The sequence below is a fragment of the Agrobacterium sp. 10T429 genome (assembly GCF_056393925.1).
This window is the reverse complement of the sequence record NZ_JBFTGV010000004.1, coordinates 13,198-25,186: the sequence shown is the minus strand read 5'-3', so window position 1 is coordinate 25,186 and position 11,989 is coordinate 13,198. Positions and strand designations below refer to the sequence as shown.

At 58.4% G+C, this 11,989-nt stretch carries 14 protein-coding genes; 3 read left to right on the top strand and 11 right to left on the bottom strand.

Annotation, left to right across the window (positions count from 1 at the left end; translation table 11 throughout):
- Window positions 1–28: 28 nt before the first annotated feature.
- From ahcY to chvI, 6 genes are all read right to left on the bottom strand, one after another.
- On the bottom strand, window positions 29–1,429 hold the full coding sequence (gene ahcY, locus AC1DCP_RS11515) for an adenosylhomocysteinase (RefSeq protein WP_003516323.1): 1,401 nt from the start codon (window positions 1,427–1,429) through the stop codon (window positions 29–31).
- A 130-nt stretch (window positions 1,430–1,559) separates the two neighbouring features.
- Complete coding sequence (locus tag AC1DCP_RS11510; protein WP_003516321.1) at window positions 1,560–1,835, bottom strand: HPr family phosphocarrier protein; 276 nt, start codon at window positions 1,833–1,835, stop codon at window positions 1,560–1,562.
- A 12-nt stretch (window positions 1,836–1,847) separates the two neighbouring features.
- A complete protein-coding gene (locus AC1DCP_RS11505) occupies window positions 1,848–2,249 on the bottom strand; it encodes a PTS sugar transporter subunit IIA (protein WP_003516318.1) in 402 nt (133 codons plus the stop codon).
- 125 nt (window positions 2,250–2,374) lie between these two features.
- Window positions 2,375–2,839 (bottom strand): HPr kinase/phosphorylase, encoded by a 465-nt coding sequence (locus tag AC1DCP_RS11500; RefSeq protein WP_038489257.1) that lies wholly within the window; start codon window positions 2,837–2,839, stop codon window positions 2,375–2,377.
- Window positions 2,829–4,619, bottom strand: a complete 1,791-nt coding sequence (chvG, locus tag AC1DCP_RS11495) for a two-component system sensor histidine kinase ChvG (protein WP_013635194.1) — start codon at window positions 4,617–4,619, stop codon at window positions 2,829–2,831. Before chvG ends, AC1DCP_RS11500 begins: the two co-directional genes overlap by 11 nt.
- A 52-nt stretch (window positions 4,620–4,671) precedes the next feature.
- Entirely contained in the window at window positions 4,672–5,400 is a 729-nt protein-coding gene (chvI, locus tag AC1DCP_RS11490) for a two-component system response regulator ChvI (protein ID WP_003516307.1), read from the bottom strand.
- Between the two features lie 339 nt (window positions 5,401–5,739).
- Between chvI and AC1DCP_RS11485 the strand changes: the two genes are divergently transcribed.
- The 3 genes from AC1DCP_RS11485 (at window position 5,740) to lysM (ending at window position 8,433) form a co-directional block, all read left to right on the top strand.
- Window positions 5,740–7,350, top strand: a complete 1,611-nt coding sequence (locus AC1DCP_RS11485; RefSeq protein ID WP_003516305.1) for a phosphoenolpyruvate carboxykinase — start codon at window positions 5,740–5,742, stop codon at window positions 7,348–7,350.
- A 112-nt stretch (window positions 7,351–7,462) separates the two neighbouring features.
- Entirely contained in the window at window positions 7,463–7,897 is a 435-nt protein-coding gene (arfB, locus tag AC1DCP_RS11480; RefSeq protein WP_019565930.1) for an alternative ribosome rescue aminoacyl-tRNA hydrolase ArfB, read from the top strand.
- Window positions 7,898–7,983: 86 nt separating this feature from the next.
- A complete protein-coding gene (lysM, locus tag AC1DCP_RS11475) occupies window positions 7,984–8,433 on the top strand; it encodes a peptidoglycan-binding protein LysM (RefSeq protein WP_003516300.1) in 450 nt (149 codons plus the stop codon).
- Between the two features lie 48 nt (window positions 8,434–8,481).
- On the opposite strand, the gene coaA is transcribed toward lysM, so the two are convergent.
- The 5 genes from coaA to hisH are packed head-to-tail and all read right to left on the bottom strand — an operon-like array spanning window position 8,482 to window position 11,988.
- Window positions 8,482–9,483, bottom strand: coding sequence for a type I pantothenate kinase (gene coaA, locus AC1DCP_RS11470; RefSeq protein ID WP_019565929.1), 1,002 nt, complete (start codon window positions 9,481–9,483; stop codon window positions 8,482–8,484).
- Window positions 9,480–9,803 (bottom strand): phosphoribosyl-ATP diphosphatase, encoded by a 324-nt coding sequence (locus AC1DCP_RS11465; protein WP_003516295.1) that lies wholly within the window; start codon window positions 9,801–9,803, stop codon window positions 9,480–9,482. Before AC1DCP_RS11465 ends, coaA begins: the two co-directional genes overlap by 4 nt.
- 16 nt (window positions 9,804–9,819) lie before the next feature.
- Window positions 9,820–10,596: an imidazole glycerol phosphate synthase subunit HisF gene (gene hisF, locus AC1DCP_RS11460; RefSeq protein ID WP_013635198.1), complete on the bottom strand. Its 777-nt coding sequence runs from the start codon at window positions 10,594–10,596 to the stop codon at window positions 9,820–9,822.
- Entirely contained in the window at window positions 10,593–11,336 is a 744-nt protein-coding gene (hisA, locus tag AC1DCP_RS11455; protein ID WP_013635199.1) for a 1-(5-phosphoribosyl)-5-[(5-phosphoribosylamino)methylideneamino]imidazole-4-carboxamide isomerase, read from the bottom strand. Before hisA ends, hisF begins: the two co-directional genes overlap by 4 nt.
- A 1-nt stretch (window position 11,337) precedes the next feature.
- The gene (gene hisH, locus AC1DCP_RS11450) at window positions 11,338–11,988 is read right to left on the bottom strand and encodes an imidazole glycerol phosphate synthase subunit HisH (RefSeq protein WP_003516289.1); all 651 of its coding nucleotides are present in this window, start codon (window positions 11,986–11,988) and stop codon (window positions 11,338–11,340) included.
- Between the last annotated feature and the right edge of the window lies 1 nt (window position 11,989).

The following is an 11,989-nucleotide window of genomic DNA, read 5'->3' as shown; positions in this document are numbered from 1 at the left end:
GTAATTTCAGTGGATATTAACTATGAAATTAATATCTGTAGTGTTCTGCCTTGAACGGACCCTGCTTCGAGATGCCGATATAATCAGCCTGAAGGTCGGAAAGTTCGGTCAGGCGCACGCCAAGCTTCTCGAGATGAAGGCGTGCAACCTTTTCGTCGAGGTGCTTCGGCAGCACGTAGACTTCGTTCTTGTATTCACCCGGCTTGGTGAAAAGCTCGATCTGGCCCAGCACCTGGTTGGTGAACGACGCCGACATGACGAAGGAAGGGTGACCTGTGGCATTACCAAGGTTCAGCAGGCGGCCTTCGGACAGCAGGATGATGCGGTTGCCCTTCGGGAACTCGATCATGTCGACCTGCGGCTTGATGTTTGTCCACTTGAGGTTACGCAGCGAAGCGACCTGAATTTCATTGTCGAAATGGCCGATATTGCCGACGATGGCCATGTCCTTCATCTCGCGCATGTGCTCGATGCGGATGACGTCCTTGTTGCCGGTGGTGGTGATGAAGATGTCAGCGGAAGACACAACGTCTTCCAGGCGAACGACCTCGAAACCGTCCATGGCGGCCTGAAGCGCGCAGATCGGGTCGATTTCCGTGACCTTCACGCGGGCGCCAGCGCCCTGCAGCGAGGCGGCGGAACCCTTGCCGACATCGCCGTAACCGCAGACCACGGCAACCTTGCCAGCCATCATCACGTCGGTTGCGCGGCGAATGCCGTCTACCAGCGATTCCTTGCAGCCGTATTTGTTGTCGAACTTGGACTTGGTGACGCTGTCGTTGACGTTGATGGCCGGGAAGGGCAGGAGGCCCTTCTTGGCGAGATCGTAGAGACGATGAACGCCTGTCGTCGTTTCTTCCGTCACGCCCTTCAGCGCGTCACGCTGCTTGGTGAACCAGCCGGGGGAAGCCTTGAGGCGCTTGTTGATCTGCGCGAAAAGAATTTCCTCTTCTTCCGAACCGGGGTTGGAAAGAACGTCCTCACCGGCTTCGGCGCGCGCGCCGAGCAGAATGTACATGGTGGCATCGCCGCCATCATCGAGGATCATGTTGGAGAGGCCGCCATCGGTCCACTGGAAGATCTTGTCGGTATATTCCCAATATTCCGTCAGGCTCTCACCCTTGACCGCGAAAACAGGAATGCCGGCCGCTGCAATGGCTGCTGCGGCATGGTCCTGCGTCGAGAAAATGTTGCAGGACGCCCAGCGGATGTCTGCGCCCAGTTCCTTTAGCGTCTCGATCAGAACGCCGGTCTGGATCGTCATGTGAAGAGAACCGGTAATACGCGCGCCCTTCAGGGGCTTGCTCTCGCCGAATTCCTTGCGGCAGGACATAAGGCCAGGCATTTCGGTTTCGGCGATGTCCAGTTCCTTGCGGCCGAATGCGGCAAGGTTGATATCGGCGATGATGTAGTCCTTCTCAAGGCTCATGAAGTTCTCCAGATCAGAAATGCCATGCCTATTGGCCCGGCTTTTAAACGTAGCAGCGGTTTAGCAGGCCAAAAACGATCTGGCAATAACGATATAAAGAAGTCTTTATGTCTTTATATGGGGGTGGGGGTCAGGCTTCTTCGCCGAAGCGGTCGGCAACAAGTGCCTCGAGTGCGGCGAGCGCCTCTTCCGCCTGGTTGCCGCTCGCCTCGACATAGACACTGCATCCCGGGCTGGCCGCCAGCATCATCAGACCCATGATGGAGGTGCCGCCAACGGTCATTCCGTCCTTCGACACCGTAATCGTCGCGTCGAAACCCTCGACCATCTGCACGAATTTTGCAGATGCCCGGGCGTGGAGACCGCGCTTGTTGATGATCGGCAATTCCCGGGAGTGAGGCGACATGGGGCTGACTTCTTATTTGCCGCTTAAAACGCGGCTGGCGACGTTGATGTATTTGCGACCGGCGTCGGATGCGTCCTGGAGCGCCTTGTCCATGTTGTCTTCGCTGCGAACGCCTGCGAGTTTTATCAGCATGGGAAGATTGACCCCGGCGATGACTTCGACATTACCGTTGTTCATGACGGAGATGGCAAGATTGGACGGTGTGCCACCGAACATATCCGTCAGAATAATAACGCCATTTCCATCATTGACGCGCGTAACGGCGTCGATGATATCCTGCCGGCGCTGATCCATGTCGTCTTCGGGACCGATACAAACCGTCTCGATCAATTTCTGGGGACCGACGACATGCTCCAACGCATGGCGAAACTCCTCAGCCAGCTTGCCATGGGTGACAAGCACTAGTCCGATCATGAAATGCTCCCTTGCACACGCACTCTCATTGCCGACTATCGCAACGCGGCAATCCTGTCCATCGGTGGGATTTCATCTTGATGAGGAAAATGCGAATCGCAAGCCTAAAATCGCCTGAATCGTGGTCACTTCACGTTCGTTTTAAAAAGATTTTGAGCAAGTGCAGCAAATTTTCCATAGGGCGTAAGACTGGAAAGCGGAATACGCAGAAGCGGAAGATGCCCGCCGCAGGGCAGCAACAACACCTCGTCATCTTCCGGAAGTCTTGGATTTTCCGGTGAAAGAACTGTCGTAACGGCGAAATTTAGTCCGGCGCTCGGGACGCTGTTGACGTTAACGATGCCGCTGCCGCGCAATTCCAGTAGTCCTGCAATCGCTTCCGGCCGCTCGGCGATAATGTTTTCGCCGTCGCGATACACGAAAATCTGATCATCCGCGACCAGTGCCGCCGGCAATCCGCACCGTTGCGCCTCCGTCAGAAAGCTGAAAGCAAGCTCGCTTTTGCCGCTGCCGGACGGTCCGGTGAAGAGAATGCCGGTGTTGTCGACGACAATGGCGGTTGCGTGCAGGTTGAAGCGTTCAGCGTTCATGGGTTTCGGCCGCCGGCAGCGACAGGGTGAAGCGCGCGCCTGATATCACGCCGTATTTGTCGACGACATTTTCTGCCCTCAGGCTGCCGCCATGGGCTTCGGCGATCTGGCGGCTGATGGAAAGGCCAAGGCCGGAATTCTGGCCGAAACCTTCGCTTGCCGGTCGGTCGGTGTAGAAGCGCTCGAAAATCCGGTCGATATCCTCGGCCTGAATGCCGGGGCCATTGTCTTCCACCTGCACGATGCAGCGGTCCTTGTGACGGGAAAGGCGCACGGTGATGCGGCCGCTTTCCTCGGAAACGAAAGAGCGCGCATTCTCGATCAGGTTGGTGACGATCTGCCCGATGCGAAGATCGTGACCGTTCACGACGAAGGAGGTTTTGGCTCCCGCCTTCCGGTCGGCGACATAGTCGATCGCCACGCTCTTTTTCTTTGTGCTGATCTGGCGGGAGATATCCACCAGACCCTTCATAAGAACGTCGAGATCCAGCGGCGATGCATCGACGCGCGCCAGTTCGGCATCGAGCCGCGAGGCATCCGAGATATCGCTGATCAGGCGGTCGAGGCGGCGGACATCGTGGAAGATGATCTCTGTCAGCCGCTGTTTGGACTCTTCCGTCTTGGCACGCGGCAGGGTTTCCACGGCGCTGCGCAGCGAAGTCAGCGGGTTCTTGAGCTCGTGGCTGACATCGGCGGCGAAACTTTCGATTGCGTCGATACGGTCGTAGAGCGCCGTCGTCATTTCACGAAGCGCTATGGAAAGGTTGCCGATTTCATCCTGACGCGCCGAAAAGTCCGGTATCTCCTCGCGGGTTCTCGCTCCGCGACGCACGCGGATCGCAGCCGCCGAAAGCCGCCGAAGCGGCGTGGCGATGGTGGAGGACAACAACAGGGAAAGTACGATGTTGACGAGCGTGGCGATGCCGAACACGCGCATGATGGCAAGGCGCTCCGCATGCACGATCTTGTCGATATCGCCGGCCTGCGTGGACAGGAGCAGAACCCCGAGCACGGCCCGGAAGCGCTGCACCGGAACGGCGACCGAAACGATCAGCTCACCCTTTTCGGTAACGCGAACGACTGCGCCGCGCACGCCGGTCAGCGCATTCATCACCTCCGGATAGATCGAGCCGTCGCCACCTGGCGCTTCCTTGTATTGCGGCAGGCTGCTCGGTTGCAGCATGCGGTTGAACATGCTGGTGAACCATTCACCCCAGGTCTGGGTTTCCGGCGTCACCGGCGGCAGATCGAAGCGCAGGACCTGGCCGCGTGAATAGAGATGGCGGGAATCGAGAAGCAGGTTGGCATCGGCATCGAAAAGCCGAGCGCGGGTCCGTGTCGGCGAAATCAGCCGGCGCAGCACCGGCGCCACCCGTTCCGGATTGATCGGGAAACTCAAGTCCTCGTCATTGGGGGCGGGCGTGATGCTTTGCCCCGCCTGCAATTCCAGCAGCTTTTCCGGATTGATGGTGATGGAGTTGGTATCCACCGAGGCGGAGGCCGAGATGGCGCCGGCGATGATCTCGCCCTGCGTCAAAAGGCTTTCCACCCGCGCATCGATCAGCCCCTCGCGGAACTGGTTGAGGTAGAGAATGCCACCGACCAGAACGACCGTCGCGGCCACGTTGAAGAACAGGATGCGGCGCGTGAGGCTGGAAAACACAGCATTGCCAAAAATGCGTCGGACGATCGTCAGCGGATGGATACGATGGCGGCGTTCGCTGCCGCGATCTTCGGCATCGTCACTGTCCGAGACTGTTTCCGGCGTTTTCTTCAACAAGTCTATGTCCTCGCCACCACAATTCCGGTGGTCTCTCCCGATTGCGGCTCGTTCAAGCCGCTTCGCGGAAGCGATATCCTACGCCATAAAGCGTTTCAATCATATCGAAGTCACCATCGACCAGTTTGAACTTCTTGCGAAGGCGCTTGATGTGGCTGTCGATCGTGCGGTCGTCAACATAGACCTGTTCGTCGTAGGCCGCATCCATCAGCGCGTCGCGGCTTTTCACCACGCCTGGTCGCTGTGCAAGCGAATGCAGGATAAGGAATTCGGTAACGGTCAGCGTCACCGGCTCGCCCTTCCAGGTGCAGGTGTGGCGTTCCTGATCCATGGCCAGCTGGCCGCGTTCGAGCGTGCGCGCCTGTTGATCAGCCGTCGGCTTCAGCGTGCTGCCGCCGGTCGCAGCGGAAGCCTCGCGGCTGCTGGCGCGGCGCAGGATGGCCTTGACGCGTTCCACCAGAAGGCGCTGCGAGAAGGGTTTTGTGATGAAATCGTCAGCACCCATCTTCAGGCCGAACAATTCGTCGATCTCTTCATCCTTGGAGGTCAGGAAGATAACCGGAATATCCGATTTCTGGCGAAGACGCCGCAAAAGCTCCATGCCGTCCATGCGCGGCATCTTGATGTCGAAAATGGCGAGCTGCGGCGGACGGGCAATCAGTCCGTCAAGCGCGGAGGCGCCGTCCGTATACGTTTCGACCCGGTAGCCTTCGGCTTCGAGCGCGATCGATACCGAAGTGAGAATATTCCGGTCGTCGTCGACAAGCGCGATCGTCTGCATGTAGTTGGTCTCCATCGTCATTTTCTCGTAACTCCCGACATCCACCCAGCCAAGGTTGCGCGCCGCGAGCCACTCTCATGAGTATAAAGGTGGAACAAATTGTGGCAAAGGAAAACTCACAACCAAATCGCCTGGTGTGACTAGGGCAATTCCGGGAAAACGCCGCAGCTGGATTCTAATGCGTCTTCAACCGATTTAAAAAGAAATAAAATCTTTTAAATCGATTAATATATTGAAATCACTAAGTTATTTAAAGTTTCACTCTTGCGTTTCTAAAAGCCGCCACGTATTTTCCGTGAAAATTTCAACGGCCTTATCGTCATTTACAAGGAACGCGTCATGAACGAGCTTGGGGTTCATAATCCTGCCAATGGAGTTGCGGAACTCGGACTGGGCGAGGCCTCCCGCGTCTTTTATAACCTCAACGAAAGCGAATTGTACGAAGAGGCGATCCGCAACGGCGAAGCCGAGCTGACGGCGGATGGCGCACTTCGTGCCGTTACCGGTCAGCATACGGGCCGTTCTCCGAAGGACAAATTCGTCGTCCGCGACGCTTCCACCGAAGACACTATCTGGTGGGACAACAACAAGCCGCTGTCGCCGGAAAACTTCGAGCTGCTGCGTCAGGACATGCTTGCGCACGCCGCCGGCAAGACGCTCTATGTTCAGGACCTGATCGGCGGTGCCGATGAGGAAAACGCCCTGTCGACCCGTGTCGTCACTGAGCTTGCCTGGCATTCGCTGTTCATCCGCAACCTGCTCATCCGCCCGAAGCGGGAGAAACTGGCAGGCTTCAAACAGAAGCTGACCATCATCAATCTGCCGAGCTTCAAGGCTGATCCGGCGCGTCACGGCGTCCGTTCGGAAACCGTCATCGCCTGCGATCTCACCAATGGTCTCGTCCTCATCGGCGGTACCTCCTATGCCGGTGAAAACAAGAAGTCGGTCTTCACGGTGCTGAACTACCTGCTGCCGGCCAAGGGCGTCATGCCGATGCATTGCTCGGCCAACGTCGGTCCCGAGGGTGATTCCGCCGTGTTCTTCGGCCTGTCCGGCACCGGCAAGACCACGCTGTCGGCTGATCCGTCGCGTACGCTGATCGGCGACGATGAGCACGGCTGGGGCGAACACGGCATCTTCAATTTCGAAGGCGGCTGCTACGCCAAGGCGATCAAGCTGTCGGCCGAAGCCGAGCCGGAAATCTATGCCGCGACCCGCCGTTTCGGCACCGTTCTCGAAAACGTCGTGCTGGACGAAAACCGTGTTCCGGATTTCAACGACAATTCGCTGACGGAAAACACCCGCAGTGCCTATCCGCTGCACTTCATTCCGAATGCATCGGAAACGGGCATTGCCGGTCATCCGAAGACGATCATCATGCTGACTGCGGATGCCTTCGGCGTGTTGCCGCCGATTGCCCGGCTGACGCCGGAACAGGCCATGTACCACTTTCTTTCCGGCTACACGGCAAAGGTTGCCGGGACGGAAAAGGGCGTGACTGAGCCGGAAGCGACGTTCTCCACCTGCTTCGGCGCACCCTTCATGCCGCGCCACCCGGCGGAATACGGCAACCTGCTGCGTGAGCTGATCGGCAAGCATGGCGTGGACTGCTGGCTGGTCAACACCGGCTGGACCGGCGGTGCTTACGGCATCGGCAAGCGTATGCCCATCAAGGCGACCCGCGCGCTTCTGACGGCAGCCCTCACCGGCGAGCTGAAGGGTGCCGAATTCCGCACCGATGCGAATTTCGGTTTCGCCGTGCCCCTGTCGCTGGAAGGCGTCGATGCCGCGATCCTCGACCCGCGTTCGACCTGGGCCGACGGCGCAGCTTACGACGCGCAGGCGAAGAAGCTTGTGTCGATGTTCGTTACGAACTTCACCAAGTTCGAAGATCACGTCGACAGCAAGGTGCGCGATGCAGCACCGGGACTGCTGCTTGCGGCAGAATGAATAAGCCTCATTTATGAGGAGGAGGGGAACCCGGCCTTGTGCCGGGTTCTTTCGTTTCGTGCCTTGTTTTCATTTTTCCCGATCTGTGGCATCACCGGCGCGGAGAAAAAACATGGCCAGCGCCCCGCTTTACATCAGCAACCGAATTACCATCGCCGGCTGGGAGCTGACGGAGCAATTCGTGCTGGCCGGCGGGCCGGGTGGCCAGAATGTCAACAAGGTCTCGACGGCGGTTCAGCTGTTTTTCGACATCGCCAATTCTCCCTCCTTGCCGGAACGGGTGAAGGCGAATGCCCTGCGTCTGGGCGGGCGGCGTGTTTCGAAAGAAGGCGTGCTCATGATCGAGGCTAGCCGGTTTCGAAGCCAGGAGCGCAATCGCGAAGACGCGCGTGAACGGCTGAAGGAACTGATTCTTGAAGCGGCAGCGCCGCCGCCGCCGGTGCGCAAGGCCACCAAGCCGACCAAGGGTTCCGTCGAGCGCCGCCTCAAGGCAAAATCCGGCCGGTCGGATGTCAAGAAAATGCGTGGCAAGCCATCAGGCGACTAGGTCGCAGCTGGATGGCAAAATGTTTCGCACTTGTCATAGACCTTCAGATATCGTCTGGTAGACCTCCTACAACCAAGGAGGGTGCTATGGGTCTGTTCAATTTCATCAAGGAAGCGGGAAAGAAGCTTGGTATCGGTGGAGATGATGCCCCCGATGTCGAAGCCGTCAAAAAAGAACTCGCTTCCCACGATCTCGGCACCGACAAGGTTCAGGTCGAGGTGGTGAACGATAAGGTCGTTCTGAAGGGCGAAGTGGCCGACCAGTCGATTTTCGAAAAGGCAGTCATCGCCGTTGGCAATACGCTCGGCATTTCCAAGGTCGAGGCCGGCGAACTGACGGTGGCAGAAGCGCCGGCGAAGGAACCCGTTTTCTACACGGTCAAAAAGGGCGATAATCTCTGGAAGATCGCTGAAGCCCAGTACGGCAAGGCAAATGGTGGCAAGAACAACATCATCTTCGAAGCCAACAAACCGATGCTGACCCATCCCGATAAAATCTATCCCGGTCAGGTTCTGCGCATTCCTGACCTTGCCTAATAACGGATTTTAACCGCTGCGATGGAGATGCCGCTTTTGCGGCATCTTTCACAACTTGCGAAGCGCCACCGTGTCGATCAGGTGGTTTTTGCCCTTGCGCAGGATAAGATCGGCGCGTGGACGCGTGGGCACGATGTTCTGGCGCAGGTTCTTCAGGTTGATGTTCTGCCAGAGGCCCTCGGCAATGCTGAGCGCCGCCTCTTCGCTGATCGACGCATAGCGATTGAAGAATGAATTCGGGTCTCGGAAGGCGGTTTGCCGCAGATTCATGAAACGGTTCACATACCAGTTGTGAATGAAGTCCTCATCCGCATCGATGTAGATCGAGAAATCGAAGAAGTCGGAAACGATCGGCACGATCCGCCCGCCCGCCGGCAGGTCGCGTGATTGCAGCACGTTGATGCCTTCGAAGATGAGGATATCCGGCTGGTCGATGACAGTGAATTCGTTGGGCAGCACGTCATAGGTCAGATGCGAGTAGCGTGGCGCCTTCACATTTGGCTGGCCCGCCTTGATCGCCGAGAGGAAACGCAGCAGCGCACCGATGTCGTAGCTTTCCGGAAAGCCCTTGCGCTCCATCAGGTTTTCGCGCCGCAGCACCTCGTTCGGGTAAAGAAACCCGTCGGTGGTGATGAGATCGACCTTCGGACTGGAAGGCCAGCGGGCCAGAAGCTCCTTCAAAATACGCGCCGTTGTCGATTTTCCAACCGCCACCGACCCGGCAATGCCGATGACGAAGGGCGTCTTGTTGACATCCGCCATGTTCAGGAAGCGGTTGCGCTGTTCGAACAGCAGCTGCGATGCTTCCACATGCGATGACAGGAGGCGCGACAGCGACAGATAGATACGCCGCACTTCGTCCAGATCGATCGGGTCGTCCAGCGAACGCAGTCTTTTGACCTCGTCGGCGGAAAGGGTGAGTGGTGTGTCGGCGCGAAACTTTGCCCATTCTTCCGAGCTGAAGAAGTGATAGGGCGAATATTCATCCGGGCGGAAATGATCGAGTGTGCTCGGCATGCCTCTCTCCCCGCTGCCTGCCTTGACATTCATGATGTCGGCCTCGCTGCCTTTTCCGCAAGTCCGGTCTGTCCGGTCCGGCGCTCCAGCTCCGCAAAGACGTCGGCAAGGGGAATGTCGGCGATCTTCAACACCACCAGCAGGTGATAAAGCAGATCGGCGGCTTCGTTTTTCAGCCCGTCGCGGTCTTTCGCGATGGCGGCGATCACGGCCTCAACAGCCTCTTCGCCCAGTTTTTTCGCCGCACGTTCCTGGCCCGCCGCAACAAGTTTGGCCGTCCAGGATTCATCGGGAGAGGCGGCGGCGCGTGTCGCGACGATGCGTTCCAGATCGGAAAGGGAAAATGCGCTCATGGAAAGGTTCCTGCAATCAGTCGAGACGCATGGCGATGCCATGCTCGGCCATGTAGCTCTTGGCTTGCCCGATCGAATAGGTGCCGAAGTGGAAGATGGAAGCGGCAAGCACCGCGGTCGCATGGCCATCGCGAACGCCGGCTACCAGATCATCCAGCGTTCCGACGCCACCCGAGGCGATGACGGGCACGCGAACCTGATCGGCAATGCTGCGTGTCAGGCCGATATCGTATCCGCTTTTGGTGCCATCGCGGTCCATCGAGGTGACGAGCAATTCGCCGGCACCGCGTTCGACCATCTTGATGGCAAATTCCACGGCGTCGATTCCGGTTGGCTGACGTCCGCCATGGGTAAAGATTTCCCAGCGGCCGTCTTCCCCGTCCTTCGAAACCCGCTTGGCGTCGATGGAGACGACGATACACTGGTTGCCGAATTTGTCGGCGGCCTGCGCGACGAAATCAGGATCGTTCACCGCTGCGGAATTGATGGAGACCTTGTCAGCACCGCAGAGAAGCAGCTTGCGGATGTCAGCGACGGCGCGGACGCCGCCACCGACGGTCAGCGGCATGAAGCAATGGTCTGCGGTGCGCGATACGACGTCGAAAATCGTGTCGCGATTGTCGGACGAGGCAGTGATGTCGAGAAAGCAGAGTTCGTCCGCTCCCGCCGCATCATAGGCCTTCGCCGCCTCGACTGGGTCGCCGGCGTCGATAAGATCGACGAAGTTCACACCCTTGACGACGCGGCCGTCTTTTACATCGAGGCAGGGAATAACGCGGGCTTTGAGGGTCATGCGCTTATCTCCTTGGCAGCCTTGATGAGGGCGAGCGCCTCGGCAGGATCGATGCGCCCGTCATAAAGCGCGCGGCCTGAAATTGCGCCCTCTAGCTTTGCGGCATCCGGCTGCAACATGCGCTTGATGTCTTCGATGGAAGCAAGGCCGCCGGAGGCGATGACCGGGATCGACACGGCATCTGCCAGTTCGAGTGTAGAGGCCCAGTTGATGCCAGCCAGAATGCCGTCGCGATCGATATCGGTGTAGATGATGGCGGCAACGCCGGCACCTTCGAAACGTTTGGCAAGTTCGATGACGCCGAGTTCTGAGGCTTCCGCCCAGCCCTCAACAGCAACCTTGCCGCCTTTGGCGTCGATGCCGACAGCGACCTGACCGGGGAAACGCTTGCAGGCTTCGATAACCAGAACGGGATCGCGCACCGCCACGGTGCCGAGAATGACGCGGGCAAGCCCACGGCTGAGCCACGCCTCAATATGATCGAGAGTGCGGATGCCGCCGCCAAGCTGCACCGGGTTTGTCGTGGCCTTGAGAATGGCATCTACCGCTTCGCCATTCACCGTCTGGCCAGCGAAGGCGCCGTTGAGATCGACGACATGCAGCCACTCGAAGCCTTGGTCCTCGAAGGACTTCGCCTGTGCGCCAGGGTCCGTATTGTAAACGGTTGCCTGCTCCATATCGCCGAGTTTCAGGCGAACGCACTGGCCGTCTTTAAGATCGATTGCGGGAAAAAGAATCATGTCAGGGCTTCCAGCGCAGGAAATTGGAAATCAGGGCGAGGCCGAGCGTCTGGCTTTTTTCCGGGTGGAACTGCGCGCCAGCCATATTGTCGCGACCAACGAAAGCCGTCATCGCGCCACCGTAATTGGTGGTGGCGATGACATCCGCCGGATGTTTCGCCGCCAGATGATAGGAATGCACGAAATAGGCATGCAAGCCGTCAGCGCCGGTCCTGATACCGTCGAACAGGGGATGCTGATGCCGGATTTCCAGCGTATTCCAGCCAATCTGCGGGATTTTAAGCGTCGGATCGGAGGGCGTCATTTCAATGACATCGCCTTCGATCCAGCCAAGCCCCGTGCTGACAGTCTTTTCGAGACCGCGCGAAGACATCAGCTGCATTCCGACGCAGATGCCGAGGAAGGGATGAGCTTTTTTCTCGACGGCTTCGATAAGCGCCTCATGCATGCCGGGCACAGCTTCGAGACCGGCGCGGCAATCGGCATAGGCGCCGACGCCTGGCAGTACGATGCGGTCCGCAGATGCGACGTGATCCGGCTTATCGGTCAGGTCAATGGTTGCATTGATGCCGGCTTCGCGGGCGGCGCGCTCGAAAGCCTTGGTGGCCGAACGCAGGTTGCCAGAACCGTAGTCGATGATCGCGACGCGCATG